We start from the raw sequence: 16,878 nt of genomic DNA on the forward strand, positions 1-16,878 counted from the left end.
GCCTTATTTGTAGCTGGGTGTGGCTATATCAGTTGATTACTTCTTCTACAGAAAACATTCCGCTGAGGTCACTGGTGCCATTTCCGCCCAGATTATCCACAAATTTCAGCATAGCTTCAGCCGTATGAATGTTGGGTGTAGCATTGTCTTCTGCACTATCTCCAGTACTCAGGATAATAGTGTTGGTCTTTCCGCTGAGCAGTTTGTCAAAATCGGCCTTGATCGTTATGGTGGGAGCATTTTTCCCTACTGTAGCATTTACTGGAAGGTTTAAGCTAATATCCCTGTAGGCATCCACTCCTTGCGTATAGCTCTCTTCGTCTCCCTTGGTACCGGTTACTGTACTCCCGGTATGAATAGACATTTGTTTGTGATCGGTATCGTAAAAGCCTTCCAGTTTTACAAACCGGTAGCCGCTTCCCCATTCCCACATCATTTCCGTATCGTTAGCTCCTGCTGTGGCATAGAAATTAGGAAACCTCAGTTCGTCTAGAGTATTCAGCTCTTGTTTGATTCCCAGACCAAATTTTATACCGCTGTATTCTCCTGAAGGAATGTTGGTCAACACAAAATCTAAACTTTCCGATTTTGACTGGTCTATCACGGTTGCTCCTCTGTCGAGGTCGTTTATGTGATAGGGGAACTCCTCTCCGTTTTTACCTATCAGCCGGATGTTGCTGATCGCGTATTTCAGTTCTGAAAAATGATGAAGCTGTCCGGCTGCCGATTTGTTTGTGGTAGCCTCTGCGGAGGTAGCATTTCCGAGAACAATACCCGTGTCTTTAAAGGTGTTGTGAAAGTGTAGGGTGATCTCGTTGGCGACGGGATTGTCGTCGTTTGAGCTACAGGATAGTAGCGTAAATGTCAAGATTGCAAACAGTAGGAGGTTTTTGTAATATTTCATTGTTTTGATGTTAAGATTGATGTTTGTGTTTAAAAATTGAATTTCAGTGAGGTGAAAATGTTTCGTCCCATTCTCGGTATATTGCCCCAATCGGCATAAGTGCTGTAATATTGGTCGAACAGATTTTCTGCACCCACTTGTACAACAGTTACGCAATCGCCCATTGCAAAAGTGTAATCGGCAGAGACATTCCATATCGCATAGGCCGGGGTTTGGTCTTCTCCGTAAAAGGGACTGTAATCCCTTTGTGTCGCATCGCCGTTAAAGGAGGTTTGTAGGCCAAATTGATCTACTTTAAAATGCAAGGTGGTTTGATAGCTCAATGGGCGGATAAAAGGAAGGTTCCCATCGTTTGCATCTCTTCCTCGCGCATAGGTGAGTGCCGCTTCCCAATGCAGATTGGACAAAACTTGATAGCTGGCGTTTAGCGACAGATTGAAAAGGGTTGCATGGGGCAGAGAAGTATAGCCTTTTACTCCCACCGACTGATAATTCATAGGACTTCCGGCGTTTAAAATTTTCCCGACGATATAGTTTTTAATGTAGAAGTAGTTGACCTTGGCCTCTATGCTTGCTTTGTTGTTTTTAAATCCTGCACCGGCATTGATTTCATAGGAAATCTCGTTTTTTAGATTTGGATTTCCTATGTAGTCGTAGCGGTCAAAGCTGTTGTATATATAGTATCCGTAGCCCTCAGATACCGAAGGTGCCCTGTGCCCGTATCCCGACCCGATACTAAATTGAAAGTCTCCTGTTTCCAGCAGGTATCCCAGGTGTAGGTTTGGGAGAAACCTCGTCTTTTCGGCAGCTGCTTCGGGGTGAAATATACGGTTGAATTCGGCGTATTTTGAGCGGTTGTAATGCAGGGCGACAGCGCCTCCGAAATTCAACCGGCTCTTTTCTGAAATCTCCCAAGAGCCGTTGGCAGAAACCCCGGCAAAGCGGGTGGTGACCTCCGGCCAGCTATAGGCAAACATCGTCTTTTTGCTACGGTCTTGTGGGTACATATGCATTTCGGCTATCGAGAGGTTTTCATAGGCATTCAGTTGTATTTCGGAGGTGAATCGGCCTTGTTGCAGACTGGTTTTTGAAAGTAGACCATAGGTGGTGCTCCATCCGGGCATATCCATGTGAACTAGGTTTTCAGGACGGGTGGTGTCGTCCATATAGTGTTCAATAGCATTGAAATAGAGCTTGGTTTCCCAGTTTTTTGCCAGCTTACCTTCAAATAGCTGTCGGTAAGAAACAGAGGTGATTATCGCCCTAGACAACCACAAATCCATAGGTAATGCGGGAAAACCGACATTTTTGGCTACGTCAAAAATCGCATCGGCTCTCACCGAAGAGCGTTCTCCTGTTTTATAAGCCATTCCTAGAGAGGTGTTGAATTTACTAAACTGTGAGTGTTTCACTTCGTCATTATTCCCATCCGAATAATTGCCTGCCTTTCTGTAGGAAACGCTTGCATCTGCCGCCAGCCTTTTGCCGGAGTAGGATATATTACCGAGGTTAAACCACTGATTGTTGTTGAACTCAAAACCGGACTGATAACTAGCGCCCCATTTTTTTTCCAATCCGAAAGGAGTATTTTTTCTGTTCAGGTCGATATTCCCTGCAATGGTGGCGCCGTGCAGACTGCCAGTCTGTCCTGATTTTATTGCTATACCCGAAAGGTTATTGCTCTCTACATACGAAGTAACGGGATCCATCTTATCGGTACAGGCACCGAAAATATGCATTCCATCTATGGTTACCGAGGCGCGTTCGCTACTCATATTGTGGAGTAAAGGCTCCCAGGCGAAACTGCCTCGTTTTATAAAACTTATATCGGTAGAGGAAGAGAGGTATTCATCTACAGTAACTCCCATTTTTAAATCGGTCTCTATCTTCTTTTTGGCTGTACCTACTACTTCTACTTCTTCTAGAGTTTGTACACTGTCTTTTTCTGCTGGTACGGTTTGAGCATTAGCGGCCATTGTTCCGAAAATTGCTATTGCGATGATAAACTTCATACTGTCAGAATAAAATATCGATAAACAATTCGCTTTTTACTCCTTCCACTCCTGGAGTAAAATCTGAAGGTACTTTAGTCCCTTTTACGATTTTTCCGCTTTGGTCCAACAAGATAAAGTTGAGCGTCCAGTTGCCAGTCATGGTGTAGTTTACTACTCCGTGATACAGGCTGTCGCTTTGCTGAGTCAAATCTCTGTTGTTGGGAGAAGAGTGGTTTCCCATAGAGGGCTCTGGCATTCTCGGATCTAATTGCAGTGTATACCCATTTACCCGACTGTATGAAAAATGAGAAGAGTCGGGAAAGGTCTCGGGTTCTCCTGTGGGGTGATTGCGCTTGTAAATACCAGCTACGATATCGTTTTCGGCCACTTCTGGCTTTCTCGGAGCTATAAGAGCTATGGTGTAGGCTTCGCCATCATTTCCTGTAAACGAGGTCATATTCAGGTTTTTATTGGTCTGCTCGTTTACGGTGATGGAGCCATTGGTTTGGTAGGACACTCCGTTTACTGTAAAACCGATATAGATTTGCCAATCGCCCTTCTCACTCTCTTCGGTAAACACCGCATAGCCTTCAAAATACCCGTCGTCGTTGTGAGTAAGGTGGTATTGATGTGGGCAAGACAGATTGCTTCCATCGGCATACCTGCTCATAATTGGAAGGGAAGTTACTGTCGAGGCGTTTGCGTTTTTACCCTTAGAGTCTTCAATTTTTACGCGAATTTCGTTATATCCCTTGCGGAATTCGCCGTTTGGGACTTCAATACTGATATTGTAGCCTTGGGTGTGGAGAGTGGTTGCCTCTTCAAATTCGTATCGATCAGTTTCTGAATTACCGGCCTCCGCTTCGTAATCTGCTTTATCTATGGTACATGACACAGCGGTACAGCATAACGCCATGACAAAAAATATAAATTTTTGCATTTTTGGTGATGTTGGATGAGTATGGCTATTTCCGAGAATCCGGAACAACGATAGTTCTATTTTTCCGATATTGCCTTTTGGGCTTTAGCCATGCTCTCTTCGATGAGGTCTCTCATCTTGTTGACCTCTTCGCGTTCGGTTTTCAGCAATTCGATATCCCTTTGCAACTCTTCAGTAGTCTTTTGCAAGGGATCGGTGCCATAGGGAAATTTTTCACTGAAGTCTTTCATCCAATCCATCATGGTGGTATGCGATAATTTCAAACTGTCCAGTATCCCGGTATGTGACGATGAAACAGAATCTGTTTCTTCTTTTAGGGTTTTGGACAGCTTGTTGAGCTCTCCCATTTTAGGCATTACCTCGTCGTGAACGGCGATGATTTCTTGATAGAGTTCTTTGTATTTGTTAACTTCCTCAGAAGCTTTGTCACTGCAAGAGATAGTTGCCGTAAATGCGATAACCGACAACAGAGAAAAAAGGGTATACGATCTCATTGAATATATTTTTTGAATAAATAAATGTGATTGTCACCTACCGGAAAATTGTTTGATTACCGGAAGGGTGATGTTGTAATGATAACCATTACGACTGCTTAAGACAACGAGATCGGAGGTTTGAGGAAGGTTTTGATAAAAAGTGAGTTGTAGTGTTGCTGCTTGAGGCAGAAGTTTTCTTGTCGATGGGCGACGGTTGGGGTATCGGGCGCTTTTGTAACGATATTCTGGTGGAAGAGAAGTTGGTGTTCAAATTTTACGGTAAGAGTTTTATCTTTCTCGTCGTTTTCCACCTCTTTTTTTACTGCACTCATCAGGTAGCACTTGCCGAAACACTGCTCTTCAGGTTTGTCTTTGTTGATACATAGTACCTGCGATATATAGTCGTAATTTAGCGCATAATCCAGAAAGGGAAAGGCCGGTTTTAGACTGATAACTACCGCTACTATGAAGAAAAACTGTTTCACAGTACAAAAGTAAGGAATATAAGTTAGTTCTCGAAGACGTATTGTATAATATTAGCACCCATTTGTAGTGCCTTTTGCCGTACTTCTTCGGGATCGTGATGTACTTCGGGATCTTCCCAACCGTCGCCCAAATCAGATTCGAAGCTGAACAAGAATACCAATCGATCTTCGTGAAAATATCCAAATGCCTGTGGGCGTTTATTGTCGTGTTCGTGTATTTTGGGCAAGCCGTCGGGAAAGTGGAACTTCTGGTTGAATATAGGATGGTCTGGCGGAATTTCGATCCAAGTCTTGTCTGGGAATACTTTCTGCATTTCCTTTTCGATATATGGCTTGAGTCCGTAATTGTCGTCTACGTGAAGAAAGCCTCCCGACAACAGATAAGTACGAAGGTTTTCTGCTTCCTTCTCACTGAAAAACACATGTCCGTGTCCAGTCATATGAAGCAAGGGGTACTGGAAGATATCTATACTCCCCACCGCAACAGTGGCCGGTTTTTCTTCTATATGGGTGTTCAGTTGCTCGTTGCTGAACCGGATGAGATTGGGTAGGGCAGTGGGGTTGGCATACCAGTCGCCTCCTCCGCCGTATTGGAGAACAGCGATCTCCTGTGCAGCTACCAAAGAAGAGGTGAGAAACAGAAACAGTACGACCAGTTTGTTCATATTGTTTTTTTTGATTTGATACCGTTATTGATTTACAAGTGCTGCCGTATGACAGGCCACTACGGCGGCAGTTTCGGTGCGGAGCCTCGTGTTTCCCAAAGATATGGGAATATATCTTTTGTGCAGTGCCTTTTCGATCTCCTCTAGGGAAAAATCGCCTTCCGGTCCGATCAATATGGTGTAATGCTCTCGAGCTACAAGTCGCTGTTGTAGCAGAACGCGCTCCTGCTCTTCCTCGCAGTGTGCTATAAAAGTCTGTCCTTTTCGTTCCTGCTCCAGAAAGTGCGATAGAAGTAAAGGGGGATTGAGCTTGGGTAAATAGGTGGAAAGCGACTGTTTCATGGCCGATTGAACAATCTTTTCCAACCTTTCACTTTTAACGGTCGTCCTTTCAGAATGGTCGCAGATCACTGGTGTTATTTCGTCTATCCCAATCTCTGTCGCTTTTTCCAGGAACCACTCGTAGCGGTCGTTCATCTTGGTAGGAGCCACTGCCATATGCAGGTAATAAGGCTTCCTGGGCTGAGTGTTTTGCCCAGTGATGGCTATGGTGCAATGCCTTGAATCGGCAAGGGTGATTTCGGCTTGGAACAATTGGCCTCGACCATCGGTAAGATGTATGAAATCGCCTTCCGATTTTCGAAGGACTTTTACAATATGTCTGCTCTCTTCTCGGTCGAAGGTAAACGAATCGCTCTGATCAGTAATATCGGGATTAAAAAATAAATTCATCGACTTTAACTTATCCACCGACTTACAGATTTGTCGACATGGCTTGCTACTTTAGTGCGAAGATAGGAATATTTACGTATCGTATTCAATCTTTATACCTATACTTTAAAACGAGCTTTAGCAGTTACACCCTGAGAAGAAAAATTGTTTTCCAGATATTTGAGATAGCCTGTGATACCGATCATGGCGGCATTGTCTGTGGTGTATTCGAATTTTGGAATATAAGTTTTCCAACCGTATTTTTTTTCCCCTTCTTTTAAAGCGTCTCGTATTCCGGAATTGGCCGATACCCCACCGCCAATGGCAATCTGTTTGATGCCTGTTTCCTTGGAAGCCTTTTTTAGTTTGTCGATCAGTATGTTTACAATGGTGTGCTGTATGGAGGCACAGATGTCTTTCAGGTGCTGTTCTACAAATGAAGGATCCTCTTTCTGGTGTTTTTGTACAAAATAGAGTATAGAAGTCTTCAATCCACTGAAGCTGAAATTCAGTCCGCCTACCTTGGGTTTCGGAAAGCTAAATGCTTTGGGATTACCCTCTCTGGCATAACGGTCGATCAACGGCCCCCCGGGATAGGGAAGTCCGAGTATTTTGGCGCTTTTGTCAAAGGCTTCTCCTACGGCATCGTCGATGGTTTCTCCTATCACCGTCATATCGAAAAAATCATCTACGCGTATAATCTGCGTATGCCCTCCGCTAATGGTCATGGCGAGAAAGGGGAAGGAGGGTTTGTTTTGTCCTTCGTCTTCTATAAAATGAGCGAGGATATGCGCTTGCATATGGTTTACTTCGATGAGCGGGATGCGAAGTCCAAGTGCGAGAGACTTGGCAAAGGAAGTTCCTACGAGCAGCGAACCCAAAAGTCCCGGACCGCTTGTAAAAGCTATGGCAGATAAGTCTTTTTTACCGATATTTGCCTTGTTTAGGGCTGTGTGTACTACGGGAACAATGTTTTGCTGATGTGCCCGCGAGGCCAGTTCGGGAACAACACCGCCGTATTCTTCGTGAATTTTTTGGGTAGCGACAACATTACTCAAAACTTTTTCGTTAAGGAGTACGGCAGCCGAAGTGTCATCACAGGAAGATTCGATGGCGAGAATATATGTGTTTTGTTCCTTCATCTGGACTTTTGGAATAAAAATTGCTAGCTGCAAAGGTAAGTATTTTATAGCTGTTTCGAATAATTTGGCCAACTACCACCGCGCTTGTTTATAAACCCTTAAATAGTGTAAGGACTTATCAGAAAATTGAGGAAAATAGTAGTCAGGCTATTTATAGCGCTGTTCTTGTTGCTGATTGGGCTAAGTGTTTTTCTAGTGCTTCCCCCAGTACAGACTGCTATTGCCAAAAAAGTGACAGCTGTACTAAATGAAGACTTCGGAACTGATATTGAAGTGAGAAAGGTTTATATCTCTTTTTGGGGCAGTGTGAGTCTCCGCGATATCTATATAGCCGACCACCATCAAGACACTCTGATTTCGGTAGGACGACTGAACACTTCACTGCTGAGTGTGAGAAATATAAAGAGCATGATAAACGGTAAGCTCAATTTTGGAGATATCGATATGCAGGGGGTGTATTTTCATCTTAAAACCTATGAGGGAGAAGAGTCGACTAATCTCGACAATTTTGTGGCAAAACTGGAGGGACAGGATACCACAAGGACCAAAACATCTACTTTTTTACTCACCACTTCAGAAATACAATTGGAGGATGCGCGTTTTCGCATAACTGACAGCAATGCTAAAAAACCAGATATTCTCTATTTCAAAGAATTGAATGCCGAAGTTGAAGACTTTAAGATAGAAGGCCCCGAAGTAGATGCAAATGTTAGGCAATTGGGATTTGTAGCAGATAGGGGGATTAGGGTAGAAAATCTGAAAACCAATTTTTCATATAGTCTGAACCAAATGGATTTTAAGGAGCTTTCTATAGAAACTCCACGGTCTAGTATCAGAGGTGAACTGTCTTTTTTGTACCAAAGAGAAGATATGTCAGATTTTTTAAACAAAGTAAAAATCAAGGGTAGTTTTTCCAATGCAACCATAGCCTTTGATGAGGTGAATGTGTTTTACAACGAATTTGGAGGAGGAAGACAGGTGACATTCAGTTCGGAGGTAGACGGGGTACTAAACCGTTTACACACCACAAATCTCAGAGTAACCACCGATAATACGAGCATCAATGGGGATTTTGATTTCAAGGGACTCTTTTCTCCCGATATTCCTTTCCGCATAGATGCAGATATCAGCTGGGTTTCTTCCAATTATTATCAGCTTACGGGGCTACTTCCAAATATCTTGGGGCATGCCCTTCCTTCAACGCTTGCCAAGCTCGGACAGTTTAAGGCGAGCGGAAAGGCTGTGATTACCAAAAATGCTGTAAAGACAGATCTTGAATTGGAGACCGAACTCGGAAAAGGCTCTTCAAAACTGGAGCTTACCGATATAGACGATATAGACAACGCTTCCTACACAGGTTCTATCAGTATGACCGATTTTGATTTGGGAGAATTTATAGAAATAGAGAAGTTGGGTAAGACATCGCTTCACGTAGATGTAGACGGCAAAGGGTTTACTAAAGAAAATCTCAATACGGAAATCATAGGAGAGGTAAACAGCTTGGCGTACAACGCTTATCACTACAAGGATATAGCGGTGGCGGGGGTGGTCAAAGATCAGCTGTTCGACGGTTCTCTGGTGTCTATGGATGAAAATCTTGAAATGAATTTTGAAGGTCTTGCCGATCTGTCGGGAGAAGAAAATCAGTTCGATTTTAGAGCCTCTATCACCCATGCCGACCTCCGCGCTCTCCACTTTGTGTCGAGAGATAGCATATCGATCTTTTCGGGAGATATCAGTATGAATATTAGCGGGAATGATGTGGATAACCTAAAGGGAGAGATCGGTTTTCTGGAAACGAGTTACAAAAACCAGAACGACAACTATTACTTTGAAGATTTTAAAATTATTTCTGTTATCGACGAGACCGGAAGAGTGCTTACCGTAGACTCTCCCGAGATTATCAATGGTTTTATGAAGGGCAATTTCTCGTTTAGAGAACTTGGCAAAATAGTGCAGAATTCCGTAGGGAGTATCTATACTAATTACAGTCCGCACGACATTATGCCCGATCAGTATGTAGATTTTAACTTTTTTATAAACAGCAAGATTATAGAAGTGTTTTTTCCGGAAATCAAATTGGGAAAAAACACCTATATAAAAGGTGAAATGATTGCCGATGAAGGCGATTTTAGATTGAATTTTCGCTCTCCTAATATAGATGCCTTTGGAAGTAAAATTGAAAATATCGATTTGCAAATAGACAACAAGAACCCGTTGTTTAATACCTATGTAGAAGTAGGTGAGATACACACGGGTTTTTACGATATTTCCAATTTTAATCTCATCAATACTACCATTAAGGATACGCTGCTGTTCCGCACCGAATTTCGAGGTGGAGATGGAGGCAAGGACGAATACAATCTCAATTTTTACCACACCATAACCCCCGATAATAAGTCGGTGATAGGATTCAAGCGATCCGAGATCGGTTTTAAGGGAAACAAATGGTTGTTGAATAAAGACAACAATCGCCAAAATCGAGTGGTTTTTAACCAGACTTTGGATACGGTGACTATAGAAAAGGTGGTGATGAACCACGAGGAAGAGCAGATCAATCTACAGGGAAAGATAATCGACTCTACTTACAAAGACCTCTCTGTGCTTTTTAGGAATGTAAATTTGGACAAGGTGACCCCGGATATCGACAATCTGAGTTTGAAAGGATTGGTAAATGGAGAGTTTTACGTGCTTCAACAGCGCGATAACTATTTTCCATCGTCTAGCCTTCGCATCGATAATTTTACGCTCAACAATATCGATCTCGGGAATTTTGATGTTGGAATAGTAGGGAGTCAAAACCTCTCGAGTTACGGTATCGACGCGGTTATTCAAAAGGGGAATAGTAAAGTTTTGGATGTAGTAGGAAATGTCTCTTTCGACAATAATACTCCCTCTATGGATGTGGAGATGAAACTGTCAGGTTTAAATATGACGGCATTCAGTAAATTAGGAAAAGACGTTATATCCGATATCCGCGGATATGTGTCTGGAGATGCTCATCTCACAGGAACTTTTAAAAAACCTGATCTCAGTGGGCAACTCCAACTACAAGACGCAGGGATGAAGATTCCTTATCTCAATGTAGATTTGGATTTTGCCCCTAATACTGCCGTTGATCTTTTTGGACAAACTTTTAAATTTGACAATGTAAATCTCACCGATACCAAGTATAAAACAACCGCCTCGCTGAATGGAACCATTACGCATAACCATTTTTCTGATTGGTATCTCGATCTCGGACTGGATACGGGTGGGAAGCGTTTTTTGGCACTCAATACTCCAGAGACAGAAGAGGAATTGTTTTACGGCACAGGCTTTATCAATGGGGAAGCCCAGATTTATGGACTCACAGACGAACTCACTATCAAGATGTTTGCCGCTACGGCTAGAGGGACATCGCTGAAGATTCCTCTCGACAATGAGGTGACCGTTGGAGATGCTTCTTTTATCAATTTTATAGACAAAAATGGCGAAACCTCTTTTAGCTCCGACGAGCGAGAGTTACAGAGCTACAAGGGACTCGAACTGGAATTTGATCTAGATATAAATCCGGAAGCGGAAGTAGAAATTGTGATAGATAAAGAATTGGGAAGTTCGCTAAGGGGGCGTGGTGCAGGAAATATACTGTTAGAGATTAACACCAACGGTAAATTTAGGATGTGGGGAGATTTTACAACCTATAGTGGAGATTACAATTTTAAATATGGAGGGATTATAGAGAAGAAGTTTAAGGTAAAACCCGGAGGGTTTATGAGCTGGAATGGGGATCCGCTCAGAGCTAATGTAAACCTAGAGGCAGTGTACAATCTGAATGCCAATCCGGCGGTTTTATTAGACAACAATTCGGTGACGCGCAAGATAGAGACCGATCTTATTATAAAGCTGAATGGGGAATTGCTACAACCTGATATCGACTTCGATATTCAATTTCCGGGTACCAATGCTGTTATAAATTCGGAGTTGCAATACAAGCTCGACGACAAGAGCAAGAGGGAGTTACAAGCACTTTCACTCTTGTCGCAGGGAGCGTTTATCAATAACGAGATCAATATAAGTGGAGGAGGAGTAGCTGGGAATTTTATCGAGTCGGGTTTTAGTATGCTCAATGATATACTGAACTCTGGCGATGGTAAATTTGATATAGGTCTGTCGTACGAACTCGGTACAAGAGATCCCAATCTCGATTTTGAGACCAGAGACAGGTTTGGGGTAACGGTTTCTACTCAGATAAGCGACCGCATACTGTTGAACGGCAAAATTGGGGTACCTATAGGAGGTGTGGCAGAAACTGCAGTGGCGGGTGATGTTGAGGTACAAATACTCCTCAATGAAGACGGTACGCTGAGAGCTCGTATCTTCAATAGAGAAAACGAGATTCAGCAATGGCTGGCCGATCGGATAGGTTATACTCAAGGAGCGGGTTTGTCGTATCAGGTAGACTTTAATACCTTTCGGGAATTGCTCCAAAAGGTATTTACGCCCAAAGAAAAGAAAAGCAGGGAAGCCTCTCCCAAGGAGGCTACTTCTGCCGAAACTATGGGCAATGGTTTGGTGAGATTCGGAAATAAGACAAGTAGCGGAAACTGATGGAATTGTATCTGAATTTTCGGCTACATTACATCTTTTTTAATGCGATTCCAAACAGCCATAAGTAGTATGCCCGATATCAATACAAGAGCAGTAAGCCCTATGGCCATCGGATAATTTCCGTATATCCAGTAACCTGTGGCAAACAAGCAGGAATATATAAGTATGCAGCCCAGTATTGTGGCGAGTATTCCCGATGGTACTGCCCATTTTTGTCTCCCATCTACAATATTGACATCTTCAGCACGAGCTTGGTCTGTGATTTTTTTCCAGCCCGGTCCTCCCGGCTGTGTTGTCTGATAAAAACTGTAAAGCACTTCTTTGTCTTCCGGTTTGGTGATAAAGGTGACGATCAGCCATACGAGAGTGGTTATAATTACTGTAATGGGAAGCGTAGCCCACGAAGGGAATACTCCAGCGGTGAGCGTGCCGTCTGTCGCCGTACTTCCGAAGAGGAAACTCCCGAGGGGAGACAAGGTAAACACCATACTAATAATGGCAGCGGTAAACATTACCGAAATTTCACTCCAAGCATTGATGCGCCACCAGAACCATCGAAGTATATATACCAATCCTGTTCCGGCTCCAAACATGAGGATGATGTCGAACAGCTGCTTGGCATTGGTGAGCAGAAGCGCAAGTATAGCACTTGTTACCATAAGTAGTACGGTAGCTAATCGCCCAATATTGACCAGTTCTTTTTCCGAGGCATTTTTCCGAAGATTCTGTCTGTAAAAATCATTGACAATATATGAAGAACCCCAGTTGAGTTGGGTTGAAATAGTACTCATATAGGCTGCTCCGAGAGAGGCGAGTACCACACCCAGCAAACCACTGGGAAGTTTGGTCAGCATAGCCGAATAGGCCAGATCGTGTCCTAATTTACTTTCTTCTACATTTGGAAAGGCCTGATGTATACTTGCTATATCGGGAAATACGACGAGTGAGGCTAGTGCTACTAATATCCACGGCCATGGGCGGACGGCATAGTGCATAATATTGAAAAAGAAGGTAGAGGCTATGGCGTGATTCTCGTTTTTAGCAGCCAGCATACGCTGAGCGATATATCCTCCACCTCCCGGCTCGGAGCCCGGATACCACGAGCTCCACCACTGCACGGCCAATGGGATAATGAGAATGGTAATCAGAGCTTCCTTATCCGAAAAATCGGGGAGTATAGAGATTTTGTCGATTACATTCTCATGCTGAATCATTTTGGTTATTCCTCCTACTTCTGGGATATTAACGAGATAATAGGCCGCACCTATTGCCCCGACCATAGCCACAAAAAACAATATAAAATCGGTGTATACAACTCCTCTGAAACCTCCTATAGCACTAAAGATAACGGTGACAACACCCCCGATTAACAGAGTTTGTACAGGGGTGAGCCCCAGCATTACACTGGCTATTTTAATAGCAGCAAGGTTTACTGCGGCAAGCGTAATGACATTAAAGAAAAAACCGAGGTATATCGATCGAAAGCCCCTGAGGAATTTGGCGGGTTTACCTCCGTAGCGCAGTTCGTAAAATTCCATATCGGTAAGCACATTAGATTTTCGCCATAGCTTGGCGTAAATAAACACTGTAGACAAGCCCGTGAGGAGAAAGGCCCACCAAGTCCAGTTTCCCGAAACCCCACTTCCTCTTACCAGGTCGGTAACAAGGTTGGGTGTGTCTGTAGAGAAAGTGGTGGCAACCATAGAAAAACCGAGAAGCCACCAAGGCATACTCCTTCCCGAAAGAAAGTATTCTGTAGTGTTCTTTCCTGAAGATCGGGAAACGAGAAGCCCTACGAGAAGGGTAATAGCAAACAACCCGATAATAATTGAATAATCTAATGTTGAAAGTTTCATAAAGTTGTAGTTAGTCGTTTTGCTTGTTGATATTAAAAGTGCTCAGCCAAGACACTTAACGCATCAGATTCGCTATCTATAATTATACATTTGATTTTCATCGGTAAATTGTGCATTTAGAGGGCTATCTGAAGTTTGTTTACAGGGGTGAAACCCTAGTGAAACGAACGTCAAAACTCAAAACGAGAGAAAAAATAGATGTAATTTTACTGATAACAAAATGTTTTTAAAAAAAATTAAAACTTCAAAATACTAATATTTATTGGTGTTAAAAGGATGTTATTGGTGCTGGTTTGACTGTTGTTTAGCTGAAAAATTTCCATCCACACGATCTAAACCATACTTTAGATTGCTGAAAAACTATAATTCATTTCATTAGTTATTCGTCTGATTACGAAGGTGCTACGTTGTATAAAACCGGAATCTTATATGGACGATTGTTGGGTGTGGCTGTATCGCGGAGCATGGCACGAGTGGGGTAGAGGAGATAGAATGGCTGTTTCTACGAGTCCCGATCAAGTGGTATAAAAGCGGAATGCTATACTGTTACATCAGTCGCAGAAAGATCGCGTAATGTTTCGGGGTGATGATTTCAGAGAATTTTGGGTTCGCGCTGAAGAGCAAAACAAAGCTACGGCCGGATTGTACGACGCTTTGGTACTCGCAGAATACGAGGCTATAGAAGCGTTTAAGCGATATTACTTTTAGTATTGTAGATTATTGTATGAACAGTCAAAGGGTTTATAGGGATGTGATTTATTGCTTTTGAATCCGCTTTTCTAAGTTGTTAAACCAATCTTTTTCTAACAGAGGAAACTGTTGTTTTAGAGGAATTTGGAAGACAGTGTCCAAATGGAAAATAATAGTTATTAAAGTAGTCTCCGACGGTTGAGTTTATCTTTCGCGTAAAGGTGTTGAAGCTAAACGTAAAAAGTTTTCAACGAAAACGTTAGAGATTTCCAAACACGAGCAATAAGGTTTTTATGTAGAAAATTATTAGATATATTTGATAGCTTCATTAAAATGGAATATATGTCAAACAACATAAAGAAGATCGCTGTACTGACTTCCGGAGGGGATGCTCCGGGGATGAATGCAGCTATCCGTTCTGTAGTTCGTACCTGTGCGTACCACAATGTGGGATGCGTGGGAATATACAGGGGATACCAGGGGATGATAGAAGGAGATTTTAAAGAGATGAATGCCCGTAGTGTAAACAATATCATCAACCGAGGGGGTACCATTCTCAAATCGGCGAGATCGACAGAATTTCAAACTCCTGAAGGGAGAGAGAAGGCTTATAAAAATCTATGCGACCACGATATTGATGCTTTTGTGGTAATAGGAGGTGATGGTTCTTTTACCGGAGCTATGCTGTTTAGTGAATCTTATGATTTTCCGGTAATGGGTATTCCGGGAACTATAGACAACGATATTTACGGCACGAGTTTTACACTGGGATACGATACTGCACTTAATACAGTAGTGGAAGCCATAGATAAGATCAGAGATACGGCTATTTCGCACAACCGCCTGTTTTTTGTGGAAGTCATGGGGAGAGATGCCGGGCATATAGCGCTGAATACAGGTTTGGGAGCCGGGGCAGAAGAAATTCTTATCCCCGAAGAGGATTTAGGTCTCGATCGTTTACTGGAATCTATGGAGCGAAGTAGACGGTCTGGAAAATCGTCGAGCATAGTAGTGGTGGCAGAGGGTGATAAAATAGGAAAAAACGTTTTTGAACTCAAAGATTACATAGAAGATAACCTGCCTGATTACGACGTACGTGTTACGGTTTTAGGTCATATTCAAAGAGGAGGAAGACCCACTTGCTTCGACAGGGTGCTGGCCAGCCGTATGGGGGTTAAAGCCGTGGAGAGTTTGCTCGAAGGAAAAACTCATTATATGGTAGGACTTGTCAAAGATAAAATCGTATTAACGCCTCTGGATCAAGCAGTAAAAGGGAAGTCGAAGATTGATAGAGAACTCCTCAGGGTGTCTGATATTATGACCACCTGATCACCTTGAGAGAGTTTGAAAATAAAATTTAATTCTAAACAGATAATATTATGTCAAATTTAAAAATTGGGATCAACGGTTTCGGGAGAATTGGACGTATGGTGTTCAGAGAAACTGTAAAAAGAGATAATGTAGAGGTAGTAGCTATCAATGATTTGCTAGATGTAGAACACTTGGCATATCTGTTGAAATACGATTCTGTACACGGTACTTTTAAGGGTACAGTAGAGGTGAGAGATGGCAATCTTGTAGTAAATGGAAAAACAGTGAGAATCACTGCCGAAAGAGATCCTAAAAATTTGAAATGGGATCAAGTTGGTGCAGAGGTGGTAGCAGAGTGTACCGGAATTTTTACTACTCTCGATACCGCCCAGCAACACATAGATGCCGGAGCAAAAAAAGTGGTGATTTCAGCACCTTCTAAAGATGCTCCAATGTTTGTAATGGGAGTGAATCACAAAGATGTCAAGGCGTCAGATAATATAGTTTCCAACGCTTCGTGTACAACAAATTGCTTGGCTCCCATTTCTAAAGTACTCAACGATGCTTTCGGTATAGAAGAGGCTCTTATGACTACAGTACACGCTACTACAGCGACTCAACTTACGGTTGACGGTCCGTCGAAAAAGGATTTTAGAGGAGGGAGAAGTGCATTGGCCAATGTAATCCCGGCAGCTACCGGAGCGGCAAAAGCGGTGACTAAAGTGATTCCTGCCCTAGAAGGAAAACTTACCGGTATGGCATTTAGAGTTCCCGTTCCCGATGTTTCGGTAGTAGACCTTACGGTTCGGTTTCAAAAAGAAACTTCTTATGAGGAGATTAAGAAGGCTGTAAAGACCGCCTCTGAAGGAGAACTTAAGGGAATTTTAGGATATACCGAAGAGCTTGTAGTATCTCAGGATTTTGTGGGCGATACGCGTACTAGTATTTTTGATGCCGAAGCCGGGATAGAGCTCAATTCCAAGTTTTTCAAGATAATTGCTTGGTACGACAATGAGGCCGGATATTCTAGCAAATTGGTCGATCTGGCACTTCACGCATCCTCACTGTAATAAAAACCAAACAACCTCGTTTTACAAGAGTGTTATAAGAGGCG

12 protein-coding genes and 1 pseudogene are annotated in these 16,878 nt (G+C 42.8%); 4 read left to right on the forward strand and 9 right to left on the reverse strand.

Translation table 11 applies throughout. The annotated features are described in order from the left end of the window. Positions 1-28: 28 nt before the first annotated feature. From ACYZZR_RS10165 to tsaD, 8 genes are all read right to left on the reverse strand, one after another. A complete protein-coding gene (locus ACYZZR_RS10165) occupies positions 29-904 on the reverse strand; it encodes an MbnP family protein (protein WP_461533898.1) in 876 nt (291 codons plus the stop codon). Between the two features lie 29 nt (positions 905-933). After that, on the reverse strand, positions 934-2,916 hold the full coding sequence (locus ACYZZR_RS10170; protein ID WP_461533899.1) for a TonB-dependent receptor plug domain-containing protein: 1,983 nt from the start codon (positions 2,914-2,916) through the stop codon (positions 934-936). Positions 2,917-2,920: 4 nt separating this feature from the next. Beyond that, positions 2,921-3,838: a hypothetical protein gene (locus ACYZZR_RS10175; RefSeq protein WP_461533900.1), complete on the reverse strand. Its 918-nt coding sequence runs from the start codon at positions 3,836-3,838 to the stop codon at positions 2,921-2,923. Between the two features lie 56 nt (positions 3,839-3,894). Beyond that, complete coding sequence (locus ACYZZR_RS10180) at positions 3,895-4,332, reverse strand: hypothetical protein (protein WP_461533901.1); 438 nt, start codon at positions 4,330-4,332, stop codon at positions 3,895-3,897. Between the two features lie 98 nt (positions 4,333-4,430). Beyond that, positions 4,431-4,799 (reverse strand): hypothetical protein, encoded by a 369-nt coding sequence (locus tag ACYZZR_RS10185; RefSeq protein WP_461533902.1) that lies wholly within the window; start codon positions 4,797-4,799, stop codon positions 4,431-4,433. A gap of 23 nt (positions 4,800-4,822) precedes the next feature. After that, positions 4,823-5,464 (reverse strand): DUF4159 domain-containing protein, encoded by a 642-nt coding sequence (locus ACYZZR_RS10190; RefSeq protein ID WP_461533903.1) that lies wholly within the window; start codon positions 5,462-5,464, stop codon positions 4,823-4,825. Between the two features lie 24 nt (positions 5,465-5,488). After that, positions 5,489-6,196 carry a 16S rRNA (uracil(1498)-N(3))-methyltransferase gene (locus ACYZZR_RS10195; protein ID WP_461533904.1) on the reverse strand — a complete coding sequence of 236 codons (708 nt, stop codon included), beginning with the start codon at positions 6,194-6,196 and terminating at the stop codon, positions 5,489-5,491. Positions 6,197-6,294: 98 nt separating this feature from the next. After that, positions 6,295-7,317: a tRNA (adenosine(37)-N6)-threonylcarbamoyltransferase complex transferase subunit TsaD gene (gene tsaD / locus ACYZZR_RS10200; RefSeq protein WP_461533905.1), complete on the reverse strand. Its 1,023-nt coding sequence runs from the start codon at positions 7,315-7,317 to the stop codon at positions 6,295-6,297. Between the two features lie 126 nt (positions 7,318-7,443). Between tsaD and ACYZZR_RS10205 the strand changes: the two genes are divergently transcribed. Further along, entirely contained in the window at positions 7,444-11,907 is a 4,464-nt protein-coding gene (locus tag ACYZZR_RS10205; RefSeq protein WP_461533906.1) for a translocation/assembly module TamB domain-containing protein, read from the forward strand. Positions 11,908-11,930: 23 nt separating this feature from the next. On the opposite strand, the gene ACYZZR_RS10210 is transcribed toward ACYZZR_RS10205, so the two are convergent. After that, positions 11,931-13,763 (reverse strand): sodium:solute symporter family protein, encoded by a 1,833-nt coding sequence (locus ACYZZR_RS10210; protein WP_461533907.1) that lies wholly within the window; start codon positions 13,761-13,763, stop codon positions 11,931-11,933. Positions 13,764-14,174: 411 nt separating this feature from the next. On the opposite strand from ACYZZR_RS10210, the pseudogene ACYZZR_RS10215 reads away from it, so the two are divergent. The 3 genes and pseudogenes from ACYZZR_RS10215 to gap all read left to right on the forward strand — a co-directional run. Next, positions 14,175-14,471: pseudogene (locus ACYZZR_RS10215) on the forward strand (glucosamine-6-phosphate deaminase); the annotation flags it as partial. 324 nt (positions 14,472-14,795) lie between these two features. Then, a complete protein-coding gene (gene pfkA / locus ACYZZR_RS10220; RefSeq protein ID WP_461533908.1) occupies positions 14,796-15,782 on the forward strand; it encodes a 6-phosphofructokinase in 987 nt (328 codons plus the stop codon). A gap of 50 nt (positions 15,783-15,832) precedes the next feature. Then, complete coding sequence (gene gap / locus ACYZZR_RS10225; RefSeq protein ID WP_461533909.1) at positions 15,833-16,834, forward strand: type I glyceraldehyde-3-phosphate dehydrogenase; 1,002 nt, start codon at positions 15,833-15,835, stop codon at positions 16,832-16,834. Positions 16,835-16,878: the final 44 nt, after the last annotated feature.

Origin of the sequence: Sinomicrobium sp., assembly GCA_029266035.1 — a bacterium.
Lineage (GTDB): Bacteria > Bacteroidota > Bacteroidia > Flavobacteriales > Flavobacteriaceae > Sinomicrobium.

Coding starts and splice junctions, on each gene's coding strand:
- ACYZZR_RS10180 (WP_461533901.1), bottom strand. CDS start 4,332: ATGAGATCGTATACCCTTTTTTCTCTGTTGTCGGTTATCGCATTTACG.
- pfkA (WP_461533908.1), top strand. CDS start 14,796: ATGTCAAACAACATAAAGAAGATCGCTGTACTGACTTCCGGAGGGGAT.
- tsaD (WP_461533905.1), bottom strand. CDS start 7,317: ATGAAGGAACAAAACACATATATTCTCGCCATCGAATCTTCCTGTGAT.
- ACYZZR_RS10195 (WP_461533904.1), bottom strand. CDS start 6,196: ATGAATTTATTTTTTAATCCCGATATTACTGATCAGAGCGATTCGTTT.
- ACYZZR_RS10210 (WP_461533907.1), bottom strand. CDS start 13,763: ATGAAACTTTCAACATTAGATTATTCAATTATTATCGGGTTGTTTGCT.
- gap (WP_461533909.1), top strand. CDS start 15,833: ATGTCAAATTTAAAAATTGGGATCAACGGTTTCGGGAGAATTGGACGT.
- ACYZZR_RS10170 (WP_461533899.1), bottom strand. CDS start 2,916: ATGAAGTTTATCATCGCAATAGCAATTTTCGGAACAATGGCCGCTAAT.
- ACYZZR_RS10175 (WP_461533900.1), bottom strand. CDS start 3,838: ATGCAAAAATTTATATTTTTTGTCATGGCGTTATGCTGTACCGCTGTG.
- ACYZZR_RS10165 (WP_461533898.1), bottom strand. CDS start 904: ATGAAATATTACAAAAACCTCCTACTGTTTGCAATCTTGACATTTACG.
- ACYZZR_RS10190 (WP_461533903.1), bottom strand. CDS start 5,464: ATGAACAAACTGGTCGTACTGTTTCTGTTTCTCACCTCTTCTTTGGTA.